Raw genomic sequence first — 25878 nt, forward strand, 5'->3', positions numbered from 1 at the left:
AGTCTGCCCCGGACCACTCAGGACAGCAGCGCCTCCAGGCGACGGTTCACCGCTGCCAGCGTCGCCCGGACCACCGCCTGTCTCGGATCGCCGGCGACCAGGGCCGAACCGGCGAGCTGCTCGACCCAGCCCTCGCACACCAGCAGCACCACCACGGTGGCCACCTCGCAGTTGCCGAACGGCACCACCGCCGCGTGCTCCACGAAGCAGCGCCCCCGCTCGGCGTTCTCCGCGCCGCGCAGCAACTCGTCCACGGCGGCGGCCGCGGCCACCGCGCAGAGCCGCAGGACGTAGCCGTCCACCGCCGGGCCTGTGGCGTAACCGGCGGCGCTCTCACCGCCGGCCAGCAGCCGGACCTCCACGTTGGCGTCCAGGCCGAAGGTGCTGACCTGCACGTGGTCGATCACCACCCGCGGCCCCGGCGTGCCGCCCGTCTCCAGCGGCCGGGACGGCGCCGACTCCGTGGTGGTCACCTGACCACCGGAGTACGACGTGCCGAGCGTCGCGGGACTGCCGGTGGCCGCACCGGCCGGCGCGGCCGAGACCGACCCCGGCTCCTCCACCGTGGCGCGGCCCCGGTGCGGGGCGATCGCCCGGCGACGGCGCGAGCCGTCCGCTCCCACCTGCTGTTCAGGGCTCGCCGGCGTGGCCTCGACCCGACCGGGCGCAACCGATCCGGTGGCCCGCACCTCGCCGGTACGCGGTTCCGCAGCGGCGTCGCGCGGCTCGTCGGACCGGGGCTCTGGAGAACGCCGCTCGGCGGACCGGGGCTCGGCTTGCCGGGGCTCGGCTTGCCGGGGCACAGCCTGCCGGGGCTCAGCGGAGCGGGGCTCGGCCGCCCGGCGGCGGACCGGCGGAGCCGGCGTGCTGGGCAGGCCAGGCAGGTTCTGCGGGGCGGCGGCCAACCCCATCCGCTCCTGGAGCAGCCGCGCCACCTGCCGGCTCACCTCGGCCGGGTCGGCGCCGTCGGCCAGGTCGAGGCGGAGACTGTGCGCTCCCGCCGGGGTACGGCGCAGGGCCGCGTCCCGCACGCCGGCGACCTCCCGGACGGCGTCCAGGATGGCGTTGACGTCGAACCCCTCGGGGCGCTCCCGCAGGGGCGCGGGCTCGTCGTCGCGACGTAGGTGGGTGGCGATACGGGCGAGTTCCGGGGTTTCGGCGGGTGGCTCCACGGCTGGCGGCTCCGGCACGACGGGCACGTCCGGTTCCGCAGGGACGCGCTGCGGCAGCACCGCCGACGTCTGGTCCGGCAGCCGAGCGCCGTCGGCCGGGTCGACCGGCGACGCGGGATCGGGCGCGGATCGGCGAGCCGCGTAGGGAGGTGCGCTCGTCGGGGCGGGCGCGGGTGAGGGCCGGTCGCTGCGCCCGGACCCGCTCGTCGAGGGGGCCGGGACGGCACCGGCCGGGGTCGGCGCGTTGGCAGCGGGTGACGGGCCGGTGGCCGCCGGAGCCGCGCGGGGCGGCTCGGGGGTCTCCGGCCGGAACCGGAACGGCGCGGTCGATCGGGTTTCGGGCCGGAGCGGGCCGGACGGCTCCCCCACGTCGCTCGCACGGGGCGTGCTCGCGGACCGACTGGCCGGCCAGGACGGGCGCTCGGCCGGGGCCGCGGGGAGGCGTCCCTCGGACCAGTCGGCCCGCTCGGTCCGCGGCTCGCCCGCCGGAGTGGCCGGCGACCGGCCGGTCCAGGAGGGCCGCTCCGCCACGAGCGCCGGACCGGTCGGTTCCGGGGGTGCGTCGGACAGCGCCGGAGGTGCTCCGGCCGGCGCCGGAGGAGCCTCGGTCGGCAGCGGCGGGTCGGTCGGCGCCGGGCCGGACCAGGACGGCCGGTCGCCCGTGGGTGCGCTACTGGGCGTCGATTCGCCGGCCCAGGACGGACGCGATGGCGGAGCGCTGGTCGGCGACGGCTCCGGTCCACCGGCCCAGGAGGGCCGGACGGCGGGCGGAGCGCTGGTCGGGGCCGGACCGGCCCAGGACGGACGCGACGGCGGGGCACTGGTGGGCGCCGGGTCCGATCCACCGGCCGGGGAGGGCCGGACGGCGGGCGGAGCGCTGGTCGGGGCCGGACCGGCCCAGGACGGACGCGACGGCGGGCCGCTGGTGGGCGCCGGGTCCGATCCACCGGCCGGGGAGGGCCGGTCGGCCCGCGGGGCGCTGGTCGGCTCGACCCGGGGGGCGCTGGTCGGCGCGGAACTGGCCCAGGAGGGCCGGTCGGCGGGTGGGCCGCTGGTCGGGGCGGGGCGACCGCCGGCCCAGGAGGGGCGATCCGCCGGCTCGGCCCGGGACGGCTCCGGCGGTGTGCCGGTGGGGCTCAGTGCCGGTCGTCCACCGGCCCAGGAGGGACCCTCGCCCGGCACAGCGGCACCAGCCGCCGCAGCCGGCTCGGTCGATGCCCCGGGCTCAGGTTCGTCGCGGGCGACGTCGTACCCGCGCGGCGGATCGGCGCGTACCGGGTCGTACGGGCGGGTCGGCTCGACGCGTGCCGGCTCGTACGGCACGTTCGGGTCGGCGACCCAACCCGGCGCGGGCTCGTCCGGTGTCGAGCGTGCGGCGGGCTCGCCATCCTGTCGGGACCAGGGCGGCGCCCAGCCGCTGCCCCAGCTCGGGCGATTCCAGCTCGGCCCGGACCAGTCCGGCTCGATCGCCGGCGACTCCCCTGCCCGGGGCGTGTCCCCGGGCACGGGGCCTTCGGCGGCGCGGCCCGACTCGGAATCGTCGGCGTGCCCGGCGGCCCGGTCGGGGATGCGCCTCGGCTCACTCGATGCCTGCGGCGCGAGCGGGTCGCGCCAGCCGCGCGGCGCGGCTGGCGGTTCGTCGGCGGACGGCCGCTCGGCGGTGGGTGCGTGGAAACCGGGCGGGACCTCGAAGCCCGAGGCGGCGGTGCCGACGGGTGGCACCTGGACGCCGGGGGGCGCCGAGGTGGGCATACCGGGGTCGGCCCAGCGGGCGCTCTGGCCGGCGGCAGGATCGACGGTGGAGTGTCGGGCCGGGCCGCTGTCAGGCTCGCCAGGCCCCTGTTCCTGCGGCGGTGCCGGGCGCTGGGCGGGCACCACCAGGCGGTCGCTGGCCTGGTCGCGCCGGTCCTCGGCGGTCGACCCGGGCGGCGCGCTCACCGGCGCCGGGCGGCCAGCCGGCGTTTCGGCACCGGGGTGGTGGACGCCGTTGGCTTCGGCACCCGCGTGGCGGACGCCGTTGGCGTGGTGGCCGTTGACCCGGGCCGGTGGGTCGGTGGCACCGGGCAGGGATGCTGGCAGGTCGCCGTGCCGGGTGGAGGACGTACGCCAACCGGACGCGGCATCGGGCTGCCAGCGGGCCGCCTGTTTCCGGGCGTCCTCGCGCTCGGCGGCCCGGGACCATCCGCCCGCCGGGGGCGCCCACCCGCTGCCGGAACGGCCCGGGTCGTCGTGCTGACCCGCTCCGTCACCGTGCTCTCCCGGGGTGGCGGCTCCGGGTTGCCCTGTTTCACTCACCGCGCGCTCCTTGGTCGCCCTCGCTGAGGCTACCGTGTGGTGACAGTGGCGATAAGTTACAGCGGCGGGCCATTTCCACGACGGGGGTCACGGGCCACGCCCGGTCTGGGGGGAAAATGCCGGCTCGTACGGAGAACTCGGAGGATCCCATGACCGCTGTGGGGAACGGTGCACAGACCGCCGGCCGGCCCACCCGCCTGCCCCGTTCAGCGCGCCGTAAGCAGCTGCTCGCGGCGGCGCAGGAGGTGTTCGTCGCGCAGGGTTACCACGCCGCGGCGATGGACGACATCGCCGAGCGGGCGGGGGTCTCCAAGCCGGTGCTCTATCAGCACTTCCCGGGAAAGATGGAGCTCTACCTGGCCCTGCTGGACACGCACTGTGACGCCATCGTCGCAAAGGTGCACGACGCGATGCGCGGTACCAGCGACAACAAGGAGCGGGTCAGCGCGTCGGTGCGGGCATACTTCGACTTCGTCGACCACGAGAGCGAGGCGTTCCGCCTCGTCTTCGAGTCGGACCTGCGCAACGATCCGGCGGTGCGGCAGCGGGTCGAGCGGGTCGAGCAGGGCTGCATCGCGGCGATCACCGACACCATCATCTCGGACACCGGCGTGAGCCGGGCGCACGCCGAGCTGCTGGCCTCCGGGCTGGTCGGCGCGGCGGAGACGGCCGCGCAGTTCTGGCTGGCCGGCGGTCGACAGGTGCCGAAGGCCGAGGCCGAGGCGTTGGTGGCGGCGTTGTCCTGGCGGGGCATCGCGAGCTTCCCGCTGCAAGGTGAGTCAGCCTGACCACCGCCCCCGTGATCGGATAGCCTTCGCAGGGCGGTTCTTTCGCCCCAGTTGAGGAGGCACAGTGGAGGTCAAGATCGGCGTGCAGTACGCGCCGCGCGAGCTGGTTCTGGACAGCGCGCAGTCGCCGGCCGAGATCGAGCAGATCGTGACCGACGCCTTCGCCGGCAACGGCGGCACGCTCTCCCTGACCGACGAGAAGGGCCGGCGGGTCATCGTTCCGGTCGAGAAGGTCGCCTACGTCGAGATCGCCGAGGCGTCGCCCCGGGCGGTCGGTTTCACCGTCCGCTGACCGGTTCGGCCATCGCGGCAGGTCGGCGTTGGCCCACCTGCCGCGGGCCGGCACCGCACCCGGCGGCCCGGGTGATCAGTTGTTCAGCCCGACGGCGGCCATCCGCGCGGTGTGCGCTGCGGTGAGCCGCCGGAACAGCCCCGGCACGTCGACCCGGTCGTCCTGCGCGATCAGCGTGGTGAGCGCGGCCCGCTCGGCGGCCACGCGGCCGGCCTGGGAGAGCGCCTCGCCGACCAGCCGCCGGGCCCACATGGAGAGTCGGCCGGCAACCCGGGGGTCGGCGGCGACTGCCACCCGGATCTCCGCGGCGGCGAACTCCGCGTACCGGGAGTCGTGCAGCACGTCCAGCACCAGCGCCCGGTCGGGCTCGTCCAACGCGTCGGCGATCTCGCGGAGGAAGTCGTCGGTGATGGCGTCACCGACGTACGCCTTGGTCACGACCTCCGCCCAGTCCCGTGGCTCGGTCGAGTCGTGGTACGCCTGCAGGGCCGTCAGATAGGGCGCCATCGCGTCCGCCGGCGGCACGCCCAACGCGGTGAGCCGGTCGGCGAGCCGGCGGTAGTTGGCGATCTCGGCGGCGGCCATCTCGCTCAGCGCGGCGCGGCGGTGCAGATCGGGCGCGAGCCGGGCGTCGCCGGCCATCCGCTCGAAGGCGAGCAGCTCACCGAAGGCGACCAGACCCAGCAGGTCGGCGACGGCGGGACCGGGGGTGGTCGGCGCGGACACGAGCGCAGGTTACCGTTCGTCGTCGGGGCGTGGGTGCCCCGCGCGTGGCACGACCCACACCCGAACATTGTGACCCGGGTCACATCTGGTTGCCCCGGCTGGACTCACCCCGGCCGGGAATCGGGACGGGGGTATGCCTGTTCAGGTAGCATAGAGCAGTTGCCGTGGGCGCCGATCTGATCGAAGCTCAGCCTGCGGCGCGCGTGCGGCCCGGTCCGGCTCGGCAGTCCGCCCCCGACCGTGTGGCCCGCGTCATACCGAACGCGCCCTGAGGACATGACGGGGCGCACCCACGAGAGGGCACCCCCACATCCACATGAGCGAATTGACTCAAGATCTGATGGACGGCCAGGAACTGGCCCCCACCGCCCCGGTTCGACCGGAGGCCCCCACCTTCGCCGCACTCGGCGCTCGCGACGAGACCGTCGAGGCGCTGGCCGCGGCCGGCATCACCCGCGCGTTCGCGATCCAGGAGTACGCGATCCCGATCGCGCTGCGCGGCGTCGACCTGATCGGTCAGGCGCCCACCGGCACCGGCAAGACCCTCGGCTTCGGCGTACCGCTGCTGGAGCGGGTCTTCGCGCCGGGCGAGGGCAGCGACGGCGTCCCGCAGGCGCTGGTCGTCGTCCCCACCCGCGAGCTGGGCATCCAGGTCGCCAAGGACCTGGCCGCCGCCGGCCGAACGCGGGGCGTCCGGGTGCTGCCGATCTACGGCGGCGTGGCGTACGAGCCGCAGATCGACGCGCTGCGCAAGGGCGTGGAGATCCTGGTCGGCACCCCCGGCCGGCTGATGGACCTGCAGAAGCAGAAGCACCTGCGTCTGGACCGGGTGCACGCACTCGTCCTCGACGAGGCCGACCGGATGCTCGACCTGGGCTTCCTCGACGACGTCGAGAAGATCCTGGCGATGCTGCCGGAAGACCGGCAGACGATGCTCTTCTCGGCCACCATGCCGGACCCGATCGTCACCCTGTCCCGGCGCTTCCTGCGTCAGCCGATGACGATCCACGCCGGGCACACCGCCGAGACCGGCCCGTCCCCGCAGACCCAGCAGCTGGTCTACCGCACCCACTCGATGAACAAGGTCGAGGTGGTGGCGCGCATCCTCCAGGCGGAGGGGCGCGGGCTGACCATGATCTTCACCCGCACCAAGCGGGCCGCCGACCGAGTCGCCGAGGATCTCGACTTCCGCGGTTTCGCGGTCGCCGCGGTGCACGGTGACCTCGGCCAGGGTGCCCGCGAGCGGGCGCTGCGGGCGTTCCGGGCCGGCAAGATCGACATTCTGGTCGCCACCGACGTGGCGGCCCGCGGGCTCGACGTCACCGGCGTCACCCACGTCATCAACTACGACTGCCCGGAAGACCAGGACACCTACACCCACCGGATCGGCCGGACCGGCCGGGCCGGGGCGACCGGTGTCGCGGTGACCTTCGTCGACTGGGACGACATGCCCCGCTGGCGGATCATCGACAAGACCCTCGGTCTGGAGATGCCGGAGCCGCCGGAGACGTACCACACGTCCCCGCACCTCTACACCGACCTGCACATCTCCACCGAGATCACCGGCACGCTGCCCACCGCCGAGCGGACCCGGGCCGGGCTGTCCGCCGAGATCGAGGAAGACCTGGGCGGCACGCGCTCCCGGCGTGGCGACAGCGGCGGCCGGGGCTCCCGGCGTGGCGAGAGCCGTGGCGACGGCCGGGGCGAGCGCCGCGGTCGCAGCGACGGCCGTCGGGACCGCACCGACGCCGGCACGCCGGCCGCCGACGCACCCGCGGACAACGCCGCCGTCGACGAAGAGGGCACCCGCACCCCCCGCCGCCGGCGTCGCCGCCGGGCCGGCGAGGCGGCCGTGGGCGAGCCGACTGCGGTGATCTCCGCCGACACGACCCCGGCCGAGCCGGTGGCCGCGACCGACGGTGAGCCGTCGAAGCCGCGTCGCCGTCGCCGTCGCCGTGGTGGCGGTTCCGGCGCGGGTACGCCGGCCGAGGCGACCGCGGACTGACGCACAGCCACACCCGACATCCCCCGCACCGCCCCGCGCGGTACGGGGGATGTTCCCTTCCCACCCCACCGTCAGAAGATGGAACGATGCCGGAACCACTGGACGCCGCCCTGTCCCAGGTCAGGGCACTGCTGCTCGATCCCGCGCTGACCCGGGCGGTCGCCGCCGGGCGCCGCCGTGGCCGCCGTCCGACGGTGGTCCGGGCCGAGCTGCGGCCGGTGACCCTCAAGGCCGGGCCGCGCCTCCAGATCGCCACCTCCGACGGTGCCCGCCCGTACACCCGCAACGTCACCCCCGGCCCGGAGACCGCCGCGGCGATCGACGAGCTGCTGGCGGAGCCGTTCGGCAACTGGCACGTGGAGACGACGGACGCGACGCTCCAGCTCCGGGTGACGAAGTCCGGCGAGGCGCAGGTGCACCGGGCCGCCGCGCCGGCCCGGCCGGTCGCGCCACCCGCCGGGAACGACCGGGCCAAGGAGTACCTGCTGGACCCGGGCGATGAGATCTTCGCCGAGATCGGCGGCTCGGCGGCCAAGCGCCGCCAGGTGGACGCGTTCCTGCGGGCCCTGGCGGCGACCCTGCCGGACGACCTGACCGGTCCGCTGCGGGTGGTCGACCTGGGCTGTGGCAACGCGTACCTGACCTTCGCCGCGTACCGCTACCTGTCCGGCCGGGGGCTCGCCGTCGAGCTGATCGGCGTGGACGTCCGGGAGGACCAGCGGCGGCGCAACACCGAGCTGGCACAGCGACTGGGCTGGGCCGACCGGGTCAGCTTCGTGGCCGGCACGATCGCCGACGCTGTCGTCGACCCCGCACCGGATCTGGTGCTGGCGCTGCACGCCTGCGACACCGCCACCGACGAGGCGCTGGCCCGCGCGGTGCGCTGGGAGGCCCGCTGGGTGCTCGCCGCGCCCTGCTGCCACCACGACCTGGCGAAACAGCTACGCGCCCAACCCACCCCGGCCCCGTACGAGCTGCTGACCCGACAGGGCATCCTGCGGGAGCGTTTCGCCGACGTGCTCACCGACGCGCTGCGCGCCGGGTTGTTGCGGGTGCACGGGTACCGGGCCGAGGTGGTGGAGTTCGTGGACTCGCAGCACACCCCGCGCAACCTGCTGATCCGGGCCCGCCGTACCGGTACCGGGGCCACCGGTCCGCAACGTGCGGAGTATCGCGAGCTGGTGGACCAGTGGCGGGTCACGCCCCGGCTGGAGACCCTGCTCGCCACCTACGAGCCGCCCGCCGCCTAACGACGACGGGTCGCCCCTCGGCTAGCGACGGCGGTCGCCGTTGCTGCCGCGGTCCCGCCCGCCAGAGCCACGGTCGAAGACCGACACCCGGTCGCTGCCCGCCCGCTGGGCTGCCCACTCGCTGTCGGCCGCGCCGGCTGGGAAGGGCACCACCTTGCCCGCGCTCTCGGCGTTGCCGGCCGCAGCGAAGGCGTTCCAGGAGATGTCGACCAGCAGCTTCTTCATCTCCGCGTGCCGCACGGCGGCGTTGTGCTGCAACGCCATCCGAGCGCCCAGCACCACTGCCACCAGCGTGGTGGTGATCGCGCCAGTGGCGGCGAGCACGTGCGCGCCGGTCGCCGCGTCGGTGCGGAGCACCAGGACCAGCAACCAGATCCAGAGCGCGGCGGCGAAGACGCCGGCCTTGGCGACGAAGAAGAGGCTCACCGCACCGGGCTGGTACGGCTGGGGGCGGCTCAAGTCGGCCATGGTGCTCCTCGACAGGTGGTCCGGTCGGACGCGGCAGGCGAGCACGCCATGCCGGGACGGGCACCGAGCCTAGTGGAAGAACGACGATGATCGCTGGGTACGCGTTCCGGCCTGGCCGATACTCCGGCTCAGCAAAAGTCCCATCCACGGGACAGTTTGTGCGGTCAGTCAATTGTTTCCACCCCTCGGCGTACTACCCTCGGAAAGCGCATGCCCCAGTGCTTCGGCCGGAAGGGGAAGACCCGCAGGGATGGGTTCCGCAGACGTTTCACCACAGATGGCCTTCGCCCGCTTCGTCCGGCGCGCCATCGACGACGCTCGCGACGAACGCGGGTGGACGGTCACCGACCTTGCCTCGCACACGGGCGTGGGCCGTTCCACGGTGTTCCGTTGGCTGGCCGGTGACTGGCAGGACTACCCCGAACTGGCGAAGGTGCGCGGCTTCTGCTCCGCGCTGGATCTGCCGGTCGCGGCGGCGTTCCGGGCGCTCGGGCTGCCCGACGCCGGCCCGGCACCCCGCCGACGCAACGACGACGGCCCGGTCGAGGCGGACGTTCGCGCCATCCTGGACCGGCTGGCCGACCCCACCGTCCCCGCCGAGGAGAAGCACCACATCCGCGACCTGCTCCGCTACCTGGCCCGCCGCCCCATCCGCCGCGCCGGCTAACCCCGGCCCCGCCCCGGGGGGTTAGGGGACCGTGAGGGTGAACTCTGCGGTGTGGACCTTGGTGGCTACCTGAAAGTCGAGGTAGAGGCGGTAGCGGCCGGGGCCGGGGGTGGTCAGCCAGAACTTGACCTGGCCGTCCACGAGTTCCGGTTCAGGGTGTACGTGCAGGTAGGCCAGGTCGCCCTCGCGTAGCGCCACCAGGTGCCCGTACGCCCCGAGGTAGCGCTCCAGCGGGGCGGCGCCGCCAGCGGCGTCGATCCGGAACGTGAGCGGCACCGTCGCGGCGGCCTGCGGGCCGCCCTGGTAGCCCACCGTGAACCCGTCGACCGCCGTCGAGGTGGCCGGCGCCGGCAGCGAACGGGGCTGGTAGCCGCCGGGCGCGACCAGGTCCGTGCCGAGGGTCACCGCGGTCTGGCCGCCGTCGTCGGCGACCACGGTGAAGTCGCCGTACGCCCGCCAAACGCCGGGCTGCGCGAGGGTCAACGGCACCGACCAGGTGCCGTCCGGCGCCATGGTCGGGTGCAGGTGCTGGTAGCCGGTCAGGTCCCGGCGGACCACGATGAGGTGCATCGGCTTGTCGTGCACCACGGCGAAGCGGGTGACCGGCCGGCGCTGCGCGTCGCGTACCTGGAACCGGAGCTGCCCGGAACGGCCCGCCGGGAACTCAGTGGCCTCGGGGGCCAGGGTGTACCCGGCGGAGCTGACCGACAGGCCGCCCGGCTCCGCGCCCGCGCCCTGGTCCGCAACGGTGGCGCTGCCGTGGTCGTGCGGTTCCGTGCCCGGCGGGTGGGTGTGGTCGGCGGCCAGCGCCGTACCGCCGGCGCTGGTGGCGCCGCCAGCGTTCATCCGACCCAGGCCGAAGCCGAGCAGCACCGCGAGTACCAGCCCGCCGACCACCAGCGCCAGCCGGAGTGTGCTCCGGTCCGGCGTGGTGGAGATCCGGTCAGGCACCGCTGGCGTCCAGCGCGTGGACACCGTCGCCGACGGCCGCCCGCACGCGGTGCTCGCAGGTCATCCCGGGGATGGCGTACGCGGTGACGGACGGTTGATCGGTCATGCCGCCCACGGTACCGCCGCGGCCGGCCGGTCCCGGGCGACGCCGGGGCGGCGTGGCGACTGTCGCAATCCGCCCTGCCCGGGAACTTTTCCGCCACCACCAGGGCTGGCCGACCGGCCAGGGGCGGCGGACGCCGGAGGGGACCGCCCGTCGGGCTGCGGAACGGCCGGCGAGGGCGGCTCGGCGGGCTCAGCCGGCCACAGCGAGGGCGAGCGGAAGCACGTCCGGCGCACCAGCCTGGCGCAGCACCCGGGTCACCATCGTCATCGTCCATCCCGAGTCGACCAGGTCGTCGACGAGCAGCACCGGTCCGGCCAGCCCGGCCAGCGCGTCGGCCAGCTCGGCCGGCACGGTGAACGCGTCATGCAGCGCGCGGACCCGCTGGGCGCTGTTGCCGCGCGGCCCGCCGGCGCCACCCGGACCGGTCGGGGAAACCTCGCCGAGCAGCGGCAGCCGACCCACGGCGGCGATCCGCTCGGCCAGCGAGCCGACCAGCCGGGGCCGCCGTCGGGAGCCGACCGCGGCCACCGCCGCTGGGCGACGGGGCCACGGGTCGTCGCCGTGCGCCCACGCCTTCAGCACCTCCACCACCGCTGCGGCCACATCGTCGGGCACCGGGGCGTCGGGAGCGTCCGGGCCGACCAGGTCGCGCAGCCGACCACCCCAGCCCAGGTCGGAGAGACGCCCCACGGCACGCCCGGGCAGCGCCTGCTCCGCCGGGGGGATCCGGCCTTTCAGCGGTACGCCCACCGCGTCCAGCCCGGTCGGCCACAGCTTCTTCGGGGCGATCTCCACGCCGGGCCGCCCCAGGAACGTCTGCGCGGCGGTGAGCGCGGCCGTCGACACGTCCGAGCCGAAGAGCGGGTCGGCGCACCGGTCGCACCGGCCGCAGTCGGCCGCCCCGGTGTCGTCGAGGCACTCACGTAGATACCGCATCCGGCAGCCGGACGTGGTCGCGTACTCCCGCATGGCCTCTTGCTCGACGGTGCGCGCCTCGGCGACGCGCCGCAACCGGGCCTCGTCGTAGACCCAGGGCTCGCCGGTAGCGAGCCAGCCACCGCGCACCCGGCGGACCGCGCCGTCCACGTCGAGCACCTTGAGCATCAGCTCCAACCGGGCCCGGCGCAGGTCGACCAGCGGCTCGAGTGCCTGGGTGGAAAGCGGGCGGTCGGTGTGCAGGGCGGCCAGCACGGCCCGCACCTGCTGCTCGGGAGGGAACGCGAGCGAGGCGAAGTAGCGCCAGATGGCGGCGTCCTCGGCACCGGGCAGGAGCAGCACCTCGGCGTGTTCGACGGCGCGGCCGGCGCGGCCGACCTGCTGGTAGTAGGCGATCGGCGAGGGCGGCGCGCCGAGGTGGACGACGAAGCCCAGGTCGGGCTTGTCGAAGCCCATGCCGAGCGCGCTGGTGGCGACCAACGCCTTGATCTTGTTGTCCAGCAGGTCCTGCTCGGCGGCCCGCCGGTCGGCGTCGTCGGCCTGCCCGGTGTACGAGGCCACCGGGTAGCCCCGGGTGCGCAGGAACTCGGCGGTCTCCCCAGCCGCCGCGACGGTCAGCGTGTAGACGATGCCGGAGCCGGGCAGCTGGTCCAGGTGGTCCGCGAGCCAGGCCAGGCGGTGCGCCGGGCTGGGCAGGTCGAGCACGCCGAGGCGCAGCGACTCCCGGTCCAGCGTGCCGCGCAGCACCAGGGCGTCACCCAACTGCTCGGCCACGTCCTGGGTGACCCGGGTGTTGGCGGTGGCGGTGGTGGCCAGCACGGGGGTGCGCTCCGGCAGCTCGGCGAGGAAGGTGCGCAGCCGCCGGTAGTCCGGCCGGAAGTCGTGCCCCCAGTCGGAGACGCAGTGCGCCTCGTCGACGACCAGCAGCCCGGTGGTCGCGGCCAGCTTCGGCAGTACGCCGTCGCGGAAGTCCGGGTTGTTGAGCCGCTCCGGGCTGATCAGGAGCACGTCCACCGCGCCGGTCTGGATCTCGGCGGTGATCTCGTCCCACTCGTCGAGGTTCGCCGAGTTGATCGTGCGGGCCCGGATGCCGGCTCGAGCGGCCGCCTCGACCTGGTTACGCATCAGCGCCAACAGGGGCGAGACGATGACGGTCGGGCCGGCCTGGTCGGCCTGCTCGCTGTCTCGGAGCAGCGCGGTGGCCACGAAGTAGACCGCCGACTTGCCCCAGCCGGTGCGCTGCACGCAGAGCACCCGCCGCCGGTCCACGACCAGCGCTTCGATCGCCCGCCACTGGTCCTCGCGCAGCCGGGCGTGCTCACCGGCCAGCCGGCGCAGCACCGCCTCGGCCCGCTCCCGTACCGACGCCCGCTCTGCTGTCTCCACCCGGCATTTCTACCAGCGCCGTCCGTCATCCCCCTGTTGATCAAGAGGTCTGCGTCATCCTCCGGCCGAATCCTGACGCAAACCTCTTGATCAACAGGGTGCGGGTGCTCAGCGGCCGAGGACTGAGCCTCCGTTGACGCCCAGGACCTGGCCCGTCACGTAGCCGGCTGTCGGGCTGGCCAGATAGCGGACCGCCTCGGCGACGTCGTCCGGTAGCCCGGCTCGCCCGACCAGGGTCGCCGCGACCCGCGTCGCGTGGCCCTCCGGCGTCATCCGGTCACCGAAGAACTCGGTGTCGGCGACGTAGCCGGGGCTGACCACGTTGACCGTGATCTGTTCCGGGCCGAGCTCCGCTGCCAGGGCGTACGCCCAGCCGTGCAGCGCCGCCTTCGCCGCCGAGTACGGCCCGGCGCCGCCACGTTGCGCGGCGATCGAACTGACCAGGATCACCCGGCCGCCCGGACGGCGCAGGGCCGGTCGCAGCGCCTCGGTCAGCAGCACGGCGGTGAGCACGTTGGCGTCCAGGTTGGCCCGCCAGTGTGCGGCGGTTCCGGCCAACGTGCCGGTGTCCCCGCCCAGGTAGCCGCCAGCGTTGTTGACCACCACGTCGACCGGTCGACCGCCGACCGCCGCCAGGACCCGGTCGAGCTGCTCTGGGTCGGTCAGGTCCGCGGTCACGGCGGTGACGGCGTCCGGCCGCCCGCAGTCGGCGGCGATCTGCTCGGCGGTGGCCGTCAACACCTCCACCCGCCGCCCGACGATCAGTACGTCGTACCCGTCCCGGGCAAGAACCCTCGCGACGGCCGCCCCGATCCCGGTCCCGCCCCCACTGACAACCGCAACCCGCGAGTCCATCTCCCCGACCTCCCCTGGCGCAGAACCCCGTCGATCATGAAGTTATCGCCATCCGCCGCGGCTTGTCACGGCTATAACTTCATGATCGACGGGGTGAGACGCGGGGTGCGGCCGGGGCGGGGTGCGGGGGTGGGTCAGCGGCGGGAGGGTGGGAGTAGGGAGCGGCGGAGGAGGGTCAGGCGGGGACCGAGGCTGGCGAGGCCGCCGGGGAAGAAGTAGACGGCCAGGATGAAGAGGGTGCCGAGCACGAAGAGGGGCTGGGAGAGCGGCCGGCTGAGCACGGCGGGCAGGCTCTCCACCGCGTCGGAGCTGCCGAACGCGGTGAGCCGGTGGTCCAGGTACATGTAGAGGACGCCGCCGAGCACCGGCCCCCACCGCGTGCCCGGCCCGCCGAGCACCACCATGACCAGCAGCGACAGGGTCAGCTCGGACGAGGTGATGTGCGGCGAGGCGCCGCCGACGATCAGGCAGTAGACCGCTCCCCCGGCCGCCGCTAGCCCGCCGGCCAGGGTGAACGCCACCAGCTTGTAGCGGTACGGGTCGAGCCCGAGCACGCCGATCCGGCGCTCGTCGTCGCGCAACCCGGCCAGCACCCGCCCGGTCGGCGAGCCGGAGACCCGGTGCACCACGAAGACCACCAGGGTCAGGTACGCCAGCGCCAACCAGTAGAGGTTGACGGTGTTGGTCACCCCGACCAGCCCGGCGGGTAGCCCGGAGACGTCCAGCGGCAGGCCCTCCTCACCGCCGGTGAAGCCACCGAAGTCACGGGCCACCAGGATCGCCCCGACCTGGGCGAAGGCCAGCGTCACCATGGCGAACGCGATGCCGACCGTACGCAGCGCCACCGCGCCGAGCAGCGCGGCCAGGATCGTCCCGCCGGTGACGGTCAGCAGCGCCGCCTGCCAGAGCGGCAACCCGGCCTTGGTGACCAGGATGTCGGTGCCGTACACCCCGGCGGCGAAGTAGAGCGCGTGCCCGAAGGAGAGCATCCCGGTTCGGCCGAAGAGCAGGTCGTAACCGGCAGCGAGGCCACCGAAGACCAGGCAGACGGCGAGCACCTGCAGGGTGCCGGGCGAGTTCAGCGGTCCCTCGAAGATCCCCGGCAGGGGCAGCGTCGAGTACGGCACGATCAGCGCGACCACCAGCGCGACCAGTGGCAGGAACGGTCGTACCCGGTGCCACCGCCCGCGACCGGGGGTCAGCTCGGCGGGTACCGCCGCCGGCGGGGCGGGTACCTCGGGGCTCTTGACCTCGGTCATGCCGTTGCCACCTTTCCGGCGATGCCCTGGGGGCGCAGCAGCAGCACCACGGCCAGCAGCCCGACCACGCAGACGTCGCCGAGACCGGAGGGGCCGTAGTAGTTGACGAACTGTTGCAGCAGCCCGACGGCGACCGCCGCGTACGCGGAGCCGACCACCGAGCCCATCCCGCCGATCACCACCACGATGAACGCGAAGATCAGCAGCGAGCTGCCCTGCCCGGGCGAGACGGTGCCGAAGTAGACCCCGCCGAGCGCCCCGGCCAGCGCCGCGGCGGCCCCACCGATCGCGAAGACCAGGGTGAACGCCTTGCGCACGTCGATGCCGAGTGCGGTGACCATCTCCCGGTTCTCCACCCCGGCCCGGATCACCAGGCCGTAGCGGGTCCAGCGGAGGAAGGCGAGCAGCGCGCCCAGCACCAGCACCGCCGCGATGATCAGCAGCAGCCCGCCGTTGGGCACCTGCGCGCCGAGGATCCCGGTGACCTCCCGGGTCCAGTCCGGCCGCGGGAACGGCCGGGCGTCGGCGCCCCAGGTGGCCTGGAGCAGCGCCACCCCGGCCAGCGAGAGGCCGACGGTGACCAGCACCTGCTCGATGGTGCGCGAGTAGAGCGGCCGGATCAGCACCAGCTCGACCAGCACCGCCACCAGCGTGCCGGCGGCCACCCCGAAGACGACCGCGAGCACGAAGCCGAACCCGTCCGACCCGGCGCCCGGCAGGTTGCCCGCCGCCCACCACGTCGCGTACGCGCCGACGCCGAGGAACAGCCCGTGCGCGAAGTTGAGCACGTCGGCCAGGCCGAAGACCAGCGACAACCCGGAGGCGACCAGGAAGTACAGCGCCGCCAGGCCGAGCCCGGTCAGCGTCAACAGGATCACGGTCCCCATCAGTGGCCGTCCTTCCCCGCCGCGGCGCGGCCCGGCTCTGCCGGGTGGTGCGATTCGCCGCTGCCCACGCCCAGCAGGGACCTGGTCAGCGCCGTCTCCAGCAGCAGTTCCTGCGCGTCACCGGTCCAGGCGACCTTGCCGGCGGCGAGCACCACCGCGTCCCTGGCGAGCCGCCGGACCACCGCCAGGTTCTGCTCGACGAGCAGCACCGGCACGGACTCCGCGACCCGTTCCAGCACCTCGGCCACCTCGGTCACCACTTTCGGCGCCAACCCCTTGGTCGGCTCGTCGACCAGCAGCAGCCGGTTGTCGTTGAGCAGCACCCGGCCGATCGCGAGCATCTGCTGCTGCCCGCCGGAGAGCGAGCCGGCCCGTTGCCGTCCGCGCCGGTCCAGCTCCGGAAAGAGCGCGAAGACCTTGTCGTACGCCGGGCTGACGCCGCGCCGCTCGGCCAGCCGCAGGTTCTCCGCGACAGTGAGGCCGGCGAACACGCAGCGGTCCTCCGGCACGTAGCCGAGCCCGCCGCGGACCAGCCGGTGGGTGGGGCGGGCCAGCAGGCTCTGCGCGCCCATCCGGATGGTGCCGCGGACCTCCCCGGCGGGCGGGGTGAGGCCGACGATCGCGCGCAGCGTGGTGGTCTTGCCGACACCGTTGCGACCGAGCAGAACGGTGACGCCGGTGGGTGCGACCGTGAAGGACACGCCCTGGAGGATGTGCAGCCCGGAGATCCGGACCGACAGATCCTCCACGTTCAGGATCGGCTCGGTCATAGCGCCTCTCCGAGATAGGCCTCTTGCACCGTGGGGTTGGCCATCACCGTCTCCGGGGTGTCGCAGGCCAGCAGTGCGCCGTGGTGCATGACGGCGATCCGGTCGGCCAGCTCCAGGATGACGTCCATGTGGTGCTCGACCATCAACACCGCCCGGCCGCTGTCCCCGGTCAACGACTTGATCACCGAGACCAGCTCGGGCACGTCCTCGGCGCTGACCCCGGCCATCGGTTCGTCCAGGAGCATCACCCGCGGTTCACCGGCGAGCAGCAGGGCGATCTCCAGCTTGCGCTTCTCGCCGTGCGCGAGGGTGCCGGCCAGCGCCGTACCCCGGTGGGCGAGGCCGACCCGGTCGAGCGCCGCGTCGGCGGCGGCGGCCACCTCCCGGTCGGCCGCCGCCCGCCGCCACAGTTTCATCGAGCCCCCGCGGTGCGCCTGCACGGCGAGCCGGACGTTCTCCCGCACGCTGAGCGAGCCGAAGACCGACGACGCCTGGAAGGTACGGCCCAACCCGAGGCGGGCCCGCCGGTGCGGCGGGAGCGCCTCGATGTCCTGCCCGTCCAGGGTGATCCGGCCCTCCGTGGCCCGGCGCAGGCCGGTGATCAGGTTGAACAGTGAGGTCTTGCCGGCGCCGTTCGGCCCGATCACGCCCAGGAACTCCCCGGGCGCCAGGTCGAGGTAGACGCTGTCGACGATGGCGACCTCACCGATCCGCCAGGTCAGACCGCGGGTGGCGAGCATGGGTCAGCCCTTCATGGCCACGGCCGGCGGCGCGGACTCGTCACCGGTGAGGCTCTTCTGCGCGGTCGCCGTGAAGGCGGTGCCGCTGCCGGTCAGCTTGGCCTGGAACATCGGCTGGAGCAGCGCGTGGTCCGCGGCCCGGATGGTCATCTTGCCCTTGACCCCGTCGAAGCTCCAGCCCTCCAGGGCGGTGACCATCTTGTCGACGTCGTCCCCACCCTCCTGCACCGCGCGGACCACCATCTGGGCGGCGGCGAAGCCGTCCGGGTGGAACAGGTCGAGCGTGCCGCCGGGGATCTTCGCCTTGGCGGCCTTGGACGCCTCGGTGTCGCTCGCCCCGTCGAAGTAGTGCGACAGGAAGGAGATCTTCGTGCCGGCGGCGCCGAACGTCGGCCAGGAGGCCCGGATGTCCAGGCCGGTGACGACCGTGGTGGAGGAGAGCACGCCCTGCTGGTCGAGGCTCTGCCACATGGCCGGGGCGGTGGCGCCGGCCCAGGCGACGAAGAGCAGATCCGGCTTGGCCGTCTTGATCTGGCTGGCGAACGGGGTGAACTCGGTGGCGCTGGCCGGGGCCCGGACGCTGCTCACGGTCGCGCCCGCGCCGCCGATGACCGCCTTGACCGCCGCCTCGTTGGCGTCGCCGAACGCGCCGTCCTGGGCGAAGACCACGACCTTCCTGCCGGCCGGGTCGCCGATGAACGACTTCGCGGTCACCACGTCCTGGTACGACTGGCGACCAGAGCGGAAGGTGTACTTGTTCGCCCCGGTAACCGCGTCGGTGGCGGCCGGCCCGGAGATGAACAGGACCTTGTTCTGCGCCGCGATCGGCGCGACCTGGAGCGCCACGCCGGAGGCGGTGGAGCCGGCAATGATCTTCGTGCCCTTGCCGATCAGGTTCTTGGCCGCGGAGACCGCCTTGGCCGGGTCGCCCGCGTCGTCGACCTCGGTCAGCTCGATCTTGCGGTCACCGACCTTGCCGGTGCCCTTGGTGGCGAAGTCGAGCCCCGCCTTGAACCCCTCGATGTACTGCTTTCCGTAACTGGCCAGGGCACCCGACTGGGAGTACACCAGGCCGACCTTGACCGGCGCGGCACTGTCGCCGCCGCCGGTGGCGGTGTCCTGCGGGCTGCCACAGGCCGTGGCGGCCAACGCCGCGGCCATCATCGTGGCGGCGGAGAGGAACACCCGCCGCGTCGTCCGGACCGTCATTGCGACTCCACATGAGGACTCGGAGGGAGAGAACTTCTTCGTGACGGCCCACGCTAGAAGTGACGTCACCCACGAGCTATGTGGTGGAAACACACAAGTAACAGGAGAGGGGTAGCCGGACGTTACAACTGGCCGCACTACCACCCGAGGGCCCGGCCTCCCGATGGCCCGAACCCCCACGGACCGCCCGGCCGCTGTGTCGCACTCATCCACCCGAACGACCGCAGGGCCCCTCGTGCGCCGCCGGGCGCGGGCACCGCCGGCGACCGTCGAGCAGGTTGTCGCAGCAGCGGCTCCAAAGCCGCTCCCGCTCAAGGTCGTGCTGGATCGTGGATGTAGTGGTGTCAGACGTTTCGGGAGACCACTACATCCAGGATCAAGCGTGATCTTGGACGGGCGTGCGCCGCCGAGCGGCGGCAGGGGACCCTCCGGAATGGGCGTTCCCGCTCACACCCCGGCGCGAAAACGGAAGATTGTCTGGTGCGCCAGTTTTTCCGCAACCCGGTGCGGCTGGTGCCGTTCGGGTTTCTGGTGCCGATCCTGCTCGGCACCGGGCTGCTGATGGCGCGTTGGGCGACCGTCGAACACCAGCGCCCGCCGCTGGTCACCGCGCTCTTCACCGCCACCTCGGCCGTGTCGGTCACCGGCATGGCGGTCACCGACACCCCCAACTACTGGTCCGGCGGAGGACTGGTGGTGATAACCCTGCTCACCCAGCTCGGCGGCCTCGGCATCCTCACCGGCGCGGCACTGGTCATCCTGGTGGTCGCCCGCCAGCTCGGGCTGCGCAACCGGCTTCTGGTGCAGGCCGAGACGGCGGAGTTCGGCATCGGTGACGTCGCCCGGCTGCTGCGCCGGATCGCGGTCACCGTCTTCGCCTGCGAGGCGGTGATGACCGCGCTGGTCGCCGGCCGGCTCTGGCTGGCCTACGAGTATCCACCCGGGCGAGCCCTCTGGTCGGGCCTCTTCCACGCCATCCAGGCGTTCAACAACGGTGGCTTCGCGCTCTACTCCGAAGGCCTGCTGGCGTTCGACCGCGACCCGTGGGTGTCGCTGCCGCTGGCGTTCGGCGCGATCGTCGGTGGGCTCGGGTTTCCCGCCCTGTTCGAGGCGGCGCGCGAGTGGCGCCGACCGAGGCGCTGGGCGGTGGCCACCAAGCTGACCATCTGGGGCAGTGTCGCGCTGCTCCTGCTCGGCTTCGCCGGTCTGCTCGCCGCCGAGTGGACCAATGTCGGCACCATCGGCACGTACGACGTCCGGGGCAAGGTGCTCGCGTCGTTCACCCAGATCGCGTTGAGCCGCACCGGGGGTTTCAGCGTCCTGGACATCACCGCCCTGCAGGAGGAGAGCTACCCGCTGCTGATCGTGCTCATGTTCATCGGCGGCGGCAGCGCCAGCACGGCCGGCGGGATCAAGGTCTCCACGTTCTTCCTGCTGGCGTTCACCATCTGGGCGGAGCTGCGGGGCGAGCCGGACGTGACGGTCGGGCGCCGCCGGGTGGCCAACGCCAGCCAGCGGCAGGCCGTCACGGTGTCGTTGCTCAGCGTCGCGCTGGTCACGGCCGGCACGATGATCCTGCTGCTGATCACCGAGGGCGTCCGCTTCGTCGGGGCCCTGTTCGAGGTCACCTCCGCGTTCAGCACCACCGGGCTGACCGTCGGGCTGGCCGGCGAGCTGCCGGCCAGCGGCCAACTGACCCTGACCGTCCTGATGTTCATCGGCCGGGTCGGGCCGCTCACCCTCGGGTCGGCGATCGCACTGAACACCCGACGCCGGCTCTACCGCTATCCGCAGGAACAACCCATTGTCGGCTAGGACCGGTGTCAGAGTCGCCGGTCGAGCGGAGGCGGAGATTCTTCCGGATACCGGTGTTTCATCCGGAAGAATCTCCAACGCGGTTGGTTGTCATCTGGGCCTGCCGCAGGCCGGCCAGGGGCTCTACCGCGGGCCCTGGCAGCGAGGAGGGTCGAGGTGTCGGCTAGGCGAGCGGACGGCAGCGGCGTCGTGGTGATCGGGCTGGGTCGGTTCGGCAGCCACCTGGCCGGCTCGCTGACCCAGATGGACCACGAGGTGCTGGCCATCGACCGCAACCCGGACCGGGTACAGCGCTGGTCGGCCCAGCTGGACCGGGTCGTCCAGGCCGACTCGACCGAGGACGGGGCGCTGCGGCAGGTCGGCGTCGCCAGCTTCGGGCGGGCGGTGGTGGCCATCGGCGCCTCGGTGGAGGCGAGCGTGCTCACCGTACTGGCGCTGACCGAGCTGGGCCTGCCGCAGATCTGGGCCCGGGCGACCTCGCAGAAGCACGCCAAGATTCTCTCGTCGGTGGGCGCGCACCACGTGATCTTTCCGGAGGCGGAGACGGGCGACCGGGTGGCACACCTGATCGTCAGCCGGCTGCTCGACTTCATCGAGTTCGACGACGACTTCGCGATCGCCACCGTTCGCGTGCCGGAGTCCCTGGTCGGGCGCACCGTGCTCGACCTGCGCCCGGACGATCGCTACGGGGTCCGGGTCATCGGCGCCAAGCTGCCCGGCGAGCGCTTCAAGTACGCGTCGGACAGCACGGAACTTCCCCAGGGCGGGCTGCTCGTGGTGGAGGGTGGGATCGACCAGGTGCAACGGTTCGCGGGGCTCCGCTGAACCGCCTCACTTCTTCCCGCCGCCGTGCCCCCTCCCCTCACCCTTGGTCACTTTCCCCCTTTTCCCGAACCACCACCCGGCCCCTTGCCCTTGCCGGGCTTCTCCGGCTTCGCCTTCGTCGGGGCACCGCCCGGCCCACCCGAGCCGGAGCCGCCGCGGACCGTCGCCGCCTTGGGCGGGGCCTTCGTCGTGGCGGCGTTGCTCGGCATGGCGGCGGACGGTGTGCTGCCGGCCACCCCGGAGACCCGTACCCCGCAGGTCGCGTCGCCGAGCCGGAACTCCACCGGCAGCGGGTTCGCCCCGCTGTACTTCCCCGCCAGGGTGAGTTTCTCGGCCGCGCCGGGCGCGAGCGTGCCGCGCTGGGCCGCCGGCCGGATCAGCACCGTGCGGCCCTGCTGGCGCACCGGGGCCGGCTGCGCCTTCGTCACCGTCTGCTGACCGGGAAAGGTGAAGCTCAGCGTCCAGTCGCGCAGCGCGCTGCCCCCGGTGTTGGTCAGGGTCAGCTCGGCGGCGAAGTCCTTGCCGGAGTCTGCGCGCAGCGCGTACGCCACCTCGCAGGGCGCCGCCGGCGGCAGACCCATCCGGGCCTCGGTCGGCGGCTGGTCCCCGCCGTTGGCCGGGCTGCGCGAGGTGAGCCCCCACAGGGCCCCGGTGACCGCGAGCAGGCTGGCGGCGGCCACCCCGGCCTCAACCCGCCGACGCCTGGTCGCCCGCCTGCTTCGGTTGCGGGTGCGCGACAGCGGCAACGCGTCGGTCTCCGCCGACCAGGGCAGGATCGTGGTGCCGGCGCTGGCCAGCGCGGCCGGGTCCACTGGCCAGGCGGCCGGCGAGACCGGCACCGCCGCCAGCATTCCGGCCGCGTCGGCGAGGGTCCGGGCCAGTTCGGCGGTGGCGGGTCGTTCCCCGGGCTGCTTGGCCAGACAGCGCCGCACCAGGTCGGTCACCTCGTCGGGCAGCTCCGACACCTGCGGCATCGGGTCGGGGTCGTTGTACATGTGCGCGCGCAGCATCTGCGTGGTCGTGCTGGCCTGCCAGGGCAGCCGGCCGGTGAGCATCCGGTAGAGCAGCAGCCCGACGGCGTAGACGTCGGTGGCCGGGGAGACCTGACCGTTGTCCAGTCGCTCGGGGGCGAGGTACGCGGGCGTGCCGAGCAGCGTCCCGTCCGGCCCCTTCTCGCTCTCCCCCACCGGCGCGGAGATACCGAAGTCGACCACCTTGACCCCGGTCGACGTGAGCATCACGTTGCCCGGCGTGACGTCCCGGTGTACCACACCCCGGGCGTGCGCGGTGGCCAGCGCCGAGCTGACCTCCGCGCCGATGGTCACCGCCTCCCGCCACGGCAGCCGCCCCTCCCGGCCCAGCCTGCCGGCCAGCGAACCGCCGTCGACCAGCTCCATCACCACGTACGGCACGGTCAGGCCGGCCTGCTCGGACTCGCCGTAGTCGTACACGTTGGTGATGTTCGGGTGGCAGAGCCGCGCGGCGGCCTGCGCCTCGATGCGGATGCGGTGCCGGAAGGCCCGGTCGGTGGCCAGCCGGGAGGCGAGCACCTTCACCGCGACCTGCCGGCCGAGCACCTCGTCGTAGCCCCGCCAGACCACCGACATGCCGCCCGCGCCGAGCTGCTCGATCAGCCGGTACCGCTCATCGAGGAGTTGCGCACTGTTCCGGTCCCCACCGCCCATGGTGGCCGTTGTTGCCCAGGTGCGGCCCGGCTACACCTCGGGTATCGGAATCGGTCAGGAATGTCACCCGATCAGGCGGTGGCCAGCAGCTGATCCACCGGGGCGTAGTCGTCGGTCAGCACCAGCGCGTCCCCGATGAAGTCCGTCAGGTCCGCGCCGGAGAGCAGGCTGACCCGCCGGTCGACCTCGTCCAACCGGGCACGGACGGCGGCCAGCGGCAGCGGCGCGTCGGAGGCGACGATGAGGAAGTTCGCGCCCTGCTCCTCGGCGAGCGCCTCCGGCGGGGCGATCAACGCGACGTGCGCGAACTCGGCGGACACCGTGGCCAGCTCGGCGCGGATGAACCGCAGTGGCGGGTAGTCGATGACGTTCTGCACGTACACCCCGCCGGGGCGGGTCACCCGCCGGACCTCGGCGACCATCTCCCGGGTGGCCAGGTGCCAGGGCACCACCAGGTGGCCGAACGCGTCACCGACCACCAGGTCGCGACTGTCCGTCGGCTCGCCGACGACCAGCATCCGGGCGTCGCCCACCACCGCCCGCAGCCCCGGCCCCGGGCGTACGCCCAGCTCCCGCTCGCCCAGCTCGACCAGCCCGCCGTCGATCTCGAACACCACGTTGTCGGTGCCCGGCCGGGTGGCGGTCAGGTAGCGCGGCACGGTGAACCCGCCACCGCCCAGGTGCAGCGCGTCCAGCCGCTGCCCGGCGGGCGCGGCCACGTCCGCGACGGCGCCGATCCACTTGGTGTACGCGTACTCCAGGTGCTTCGGGTCGGCCAGGTCCACGTACGAGTGCTGGGCCGAGTTGAGCAGCAGCGTCCGCCCGCTGGGCCGGTCCGGGTCCGACGTCACCCGGGCGCAGTGGTACGCCGTCTCGATGTCGCACGGGTTCGGCGCGACGGTGGTCAGCCCCGCCCCGACCAGGCCGAGCACCGCCAGCGCGGCCCGGGTCCTGGCCGGACCGGGCAGCTCGGTGCGCGACTGCCGGCGCAGGTACCAGCCGAGGCCGATGCCGGCCAGCCCGAGCGCCACCGCCAGCGCCAGCAGGATCACCGTGCTGGGCAGCGCGGCGACCAGCACGAAGCCGGTGAGCAGGGTGGCGGTGATGCCGCCCAGGGTGCCGATCCCGGAGAGCCGGCCGACCACCTGGCCGGTCCGACGCAGGTCGGCGAGCTGGAGCTTCACGACCAGCGGGGTGACCGCGGCGAGCAGCGCCGCCGGCACGAACACGGCCAGCGCCACCAGCAGCAGGATGGCGCTGGCGGCACCGCCGCGCAGCACCTCACCGGCGTACCGGACCACGGGCAGGGTGACCGCGGTGGCGATGCCGGCCAGCACCAGCGCCGGCGCCAGCAGGCCCCGCGGGTCGCGCCGGTCGGCCAGCCAGCCGCCGGACCACGCCCCGTACGCGATCGCGGCCAGCGCGATGCCGATCACCGAACTGGTCACCTGGAGGGTCACCCCGACGTACGGGCCGACCAGGCGCAGCGCGACCGTCTCCAGCACCAGCACGGCGCCGCTGGAGAAGAAGACCAGGAAGGCGGCCAGGCCGTTGGGCAGCGCCCGGCCGGTGACCGGCACGGACGGGGCCGAGGAAGCCGGCGGGGCCGCTACATCGGACGGTGGGGAGCTCATCGTCGCGATGGTACGCAGCCAAGCTGGTGCCGCGGGTCAGTACATCGAGAGATGAACATGGTTCGTGTGGCTGGCGGCCGGACTGCCGCTGCCGCTGTACGAGCGCCACCCGGTGCCGGGATGCCAGATCTGCCTGTACCAGATCACGTAGAGCACACCCAGACGATCGGCGTTGCGCACGTGCCAGGCGGCCAGGCTGTCCCCGTACGCCTTGTCGCCGCCGGTCGCGTTGCGGTCCTCGAAGCCATTCGTGGCGGCCGCGAAGTCGCAGGCCCGCCCCTTCGGGTGCTCGCCGCCGCCGCCGCTGCGGTGGCAGGAGACGTGCCGCTTGTAGCCAGCCGCCTGGGTCTGCTTGAGCGCGTTGAGAGTGCGCGGGGTGATGCACCCGGACGTGGTCGGGTCATCCACCGAGCAGGACTCTGACGGCCAGGATCCGTCCGAGTTGCGCGGCGCCGGCTTGGCCGAGGCGGAGCTGCCGCCGCTGAAGCCGTTGCTGCTGCCCGAGCTGACCTCGGCGAGCGCCGCCTCGGCTTCCTTCTTCTTCTTCGCCATCACGGCGAGCTGCTTCCGCTGCTCGCGGACCTCCGTGTCGATGGCGACCTTCGCCTGCTGCGCCTGCTGCCGGGCGTCGGTCAGCGTGCGGAGCCGCTTGCCGTCCCGCTGGGCCATCAGATCGAGGTCGGCCGCGCGTTGCAGGAACGCCTGCGGGTCGGCGGAGTTGAGCAGCATCGTCACCGGGGTGAGCCGGCCCGCGCGGTACGACTGCGCGGCCACCTCGCCGACCTGGGCGGTGAGCTCGACCAGCCGGCCCTCGACGCTCTTCAGCTCGCCGGTGAGCGCCGTCTGCCGACGCTTGGAGTTGTCCAGCTTGGCCTTCGCCTCGATGTGACCCTTGGCGGTCAGCTCCAGCGCGTCCCGCAGCTTCTTGCTGCCGCCCTCGCCGGGCTCCGCGTACGCGGGCACCGCGCCACCGGCGAGCACCAGCGCGGCGGCGGCGACGAGAGTGAGCAGCACGCGGCGACCGCGTCGCTGGCTGAGCCTGATCCTGGGCACGAAAGCGTCCTTCCGTCGACCGCCGGCCCCCGGTGAACCACTGCGCGGCGGCGTCCCCGCCGGCGCCGGTCGGCGGCCTGCTGGCGGAGACCGCCGGTCACGAT

At 73.6% G+C, this 25878-nt stretch carries 21 protein-coding genes; 7 read left to right on the forward strand and 14 right to left on the reverse strand.

Annotated elements, in window-relative coordinates; translation table 11 throughout:
• Nucleotides 1-17: 17 nt before the first annotated feature.
• Nucleotides 18-3467 carry a hypothetical protein gene (locus tag ABZU69_RS14730; protein ID WP_354964844.1) on the reverse strand — a complete coding sequence of 1150 codons (3450 nt, stop codon included), beginning with the start codon at nt 3465-3467 and terminating at the stop codon, nt 18-20.
• Between the two features lie 149 nt (nt 3468-3616).
• Here ABZU69_RS14730 and ABZU69_RS14735 point away from each other — a divergent pair, with 149 nt between their 5' ends.
• Complete coding sequence (locus ABZU69_RS14735) at nt 3617-4255, forward strand: TetR/AcrR family transcriptional regulator (protein ID WP_354964845.1); 639 nt, start codon at nt 3617-3619, stop codon at nt 4253-4255.
• Between the two features lie 64 nt (nt 4256-4319).
• Nucleotides 4320-4547 carry a DUF3107 domain-containing protein gene (locus tag ABZU69_RS14740; protein ID WP_030329796.1) on the forward strand — a complete coding sequence of 76 codons (228 nt, stop codon included), beginning with the start codon at nt 4320-4322 and terminating at the stop codon, nt 4545-4547.
• Nucleotides 4548-4622: 75 nt separating this feature from the next.
• Here the strand turns inward: ABZU69_RS14740 and ABZU69_RS14745 are convergent, their stop codons facing one another.
• Nucleotides 4623-5273 (reverse strand): ferritin-like fold-containing protein, encoded by a 651-nt coding sequence (locus tag ABZU69_RS14745; RefSeq protein WP_354964846.1) that lies wholly within the window; start codon nt 5271-5273, stop codon nt 4623-4625.
• Between the two features lie 316 nt (nt 5274-5589).
• Here ABZU69_RS14745 and ABZU69_RS14750 point away from each other — a divergent pair, with 316 nt between their 5' ends.
• Nucleotides 5590-7278 carry a DEAD/DEAH box helicase gene (locus ABZU69_RS14750; protein WP_354964847.1) on the forward strand — a complete coding sequence of 563 codons (1689 nt, stop codon included), beginning with the start codon at nt 5590-5592 and terminating at the stop codon, nt 7276-7278.
• A gap of 86 nt (nt 7279-7364) precedes the next feature.
• Nucleotides 7365-8528, forward strand: coding sequence for an SAM-dependent methyltransferase (locus ABZU69_RS14755; RefSeq protein WP_354964848.1), 1164 nt, complete (start codon nt 7365-7367; stop codon nt 8526-8528).
• Nucleotides 8529-8549: 21 nt separating this feature from the next.
• Here ABZU69_RS14755 and ABZU69_RS14760 read toward each other — a convergent pair whose 3' ends face one another.
• The gene (locus tag ABZU69_RS14760; protein WP_354964849.1) at nt 8550-8996 is read right to left on the reverse strand and encodes a hypothetical protein; all 447 of its coding nucleotides are present in this window, start codon (nt 8994-8996) and stop codon (nt 8550-8552) included.
• A gap of 250 nt (nt 8997-9246) precedes the next feature.
• Here ABZU69_RS14760 and ABZU69_RS14765 point away from each other — a divergent pair, with 250 nt between their 5' ends.
• Complete coding sequence (locus ABZU69_RS14765; RefSeq protein WP_354964850.1) at nt 9247-9663, forward strand: helix-turn-helix domain-containing protein; 417 nt, start codon at nt 9247-9249, stop codon at nt 9661-9663.
• A 21-nt stretch (nt 9664-9684) separates the two neighbouring features.
• Here the strand turns inward: ABZU69_RS14765 and ABZU69_RS14770 are convergent, their stop codons facing one another.
• The 8 genes from ABZU69_RS14770 to ABZU69_RS14805 all read right to left on the reverse strand — a co-directional run bounded on the left by ABZU69_RS14770 (nt 9685) and on the right by ABZU69_RS14805 (nt 18762).
• Nucleotides 9685-10614 carry a hypothetical protein gene (locus ABZU69_RS14770; RefSeq protein ID WP_354964851.1) on the reverse strand — a complete coding sequence of 310 codons (930 nt, stop codon included), beginning with the start codon at nt 10612-10614 and terminating at the stop codon, nt 9685-9687.
• A 295-nt stretch (nt 10615-10909) separates the two neighbouring features.
• Nucleotides 10910-13042 (reverse strand): DEAD/DEAH box helicase, encoded by a 2133-nt coding sequence (locus tag ABZU69_RS14775; protein ID WP_354964852.1) that lies wholly within the window; start codon nt 13040-13042, stop codon nt 10910-10912.
• 108 nt (nt 13043-13150) lie between these two features.
• A complete protein-coding gene (locus ABZU69_RS14780; protein WP_354964853.1) occupies nt 13151-13897 on the reverse strand; it encodes an SDR family NAD(P)-dependent oxidoreductase in 747 nt (248 codons plus the stop codon).
• Nucleotides 13898-14031: 134 nt separating this feature from the next.
• Nucleotides 14032-15156, reverse strand: coding sequence for a branched-chain amino acid ABC transporter permease (locus tag ABZU69_RS14785; protein WP_354964854.1), 1125 nt, complete (start codon nt 15154-15156; stop codon nt 14032-14034).
• Nucleotides 15153-16043: a branched-chain amino acid ABC transporter permease gene (locus tag ABZU69_RS14790; RefSeq protein WP_354964855.1), complete on the reverse strand. Its 891-nt coding sequence runs from the start codon at nt 16041-16043 to the stop codon at nt 15153-15155. Before ABZU69_RS14790 ends, ABZU69_RS14785 begins: the two co-directional genes overlap by 4 nt.
• Nucleotides 16043-16813, reverse strand: coding sequence for an ABC transporter ATP-binding protein (locus tag ABZU69_RS14795; RefSeq protein ID WP_354964856.1), 771 nt, complete (start codon nt 16811-16813; stop codon nt 16043-16045). The genes ABZU69_RS14790 and ABZU69_RS14795 overlap by 1 nt, the downstream gene beginning before the upstream one ends.
• A complete protein-coding gene (locus tag ABZU69_RS14800; RefSeq protein WP_354964857.1) occupies nt 16810-17553 on the reverse strand; it encodes an ABC transporter ATP-binding protein in 744 nt (247 codons plus the stop codon). The genes ABZU69_RS14795 and ABZU69_RS14800 overlap by 4 nt, the downstream gene beginning before the upstream one ends.
• A gap of 3 nt (nt 17554-17556) precedes the next feature.
• Nucleotides 17557-18762 carry a substrate-binding domain-containing protein gene (locus ABZU69_RS14805; RefSeq protein WP_354964858.1) on the reverse strand — a complete coding sequence of 402 codons (1206 nt, stop codon included), beginning with the start codon at nt 18760-18762 and terminating at the stop codon, nt 17557-17559.
• A gap of 480 nt (nt 18763-19242) precedes the next feature.
• Between ABZU69_RS14805 and ABZU69_RS14810 the strand changes: the two genes are divergently transcribed.
• Together ABZU69_RS14810 and ABZU69_RS14815 are read left to right on the forward strand one after the other, a co-directional pair.
• Nucleotides 19243-20577 carry a potassium transporter TrkG gene (locus ABZU69_RS14810; protein WP_354964859.1) on the forward strand — a complete coding sequence of 445 codons (1335 nt, stop codon included), beginning with the start codon at nt 19243-19245 and terminating at the stop codon, nt 20575-20577.
• A gap of 156 nt (nt 20578-20733) precedes the next feature.
• Nucleotides 20734-21402 (forward strand): TrkA family potassium uptake protein, encoded by a 669-nt coding sequence (locus ABZU69_RS14815; protein ID WP_354964860.1) that lies wholly within the window; start codon nt 20734-20736, stop codon nt 21400-21402.
• A gap of 47 nt (nt 21403-21449) precedes the next feature.
• Here the strand turns inward: ABZU69_RS14815 and ABZU69_RS14820 are convergent, their stop codons facing one another.
• The 3 genes from ABZU69_RS14820 to ABZU69_RS14830 form a co-directional block, all read right to left on the reverse strand.
• The gene (locus ABZU69_RS14820; protein WP_354964861.1) at nt 21450-23087 is read right to left on the reverse strand and encodes a serine/threonine-protein kinase; all 1638 of its coding nucleotides are present in this window, start codon (nt 23085-23087) and stop codon (nt 21450-21452) included.
• A gap of 71 nt (nt 23088-23158) precedes the next feature.
• Nucleotides 23159-24721 (reverse strand): fused MFS/spermidine synthase, encoded by a 1563-nt coding sequence (locus ABZU69_RS14825; protein ID WP_354964862.1) that lies wholly within the window; start codon nt 24719-24721, stop codon nt 23159-23161.
• A 36-nt stretch (nt 24722-24757) separates the two neighbouring features.
• A complete protein-coding gene (locus ABZU69_RS14830; protein WP_354964863.1) occupies nt 24758-25774 on the reverse strand; it encodes a hypothetical protein in 1017 nt (338 codons plus the stop codon).
• Nucleotides 25775-25878: the final 104 nt, after the last annotated feature.

Source organism: Micromonospora sp. NPDC005206, assembly GCF_040608175.1.
Taxonomy (GTDB): domain Bacteria; phylum Actinomycetota; class Actinomycetes; order Mycobacteriales; family Micromonosporaceae; genus Micromonospora.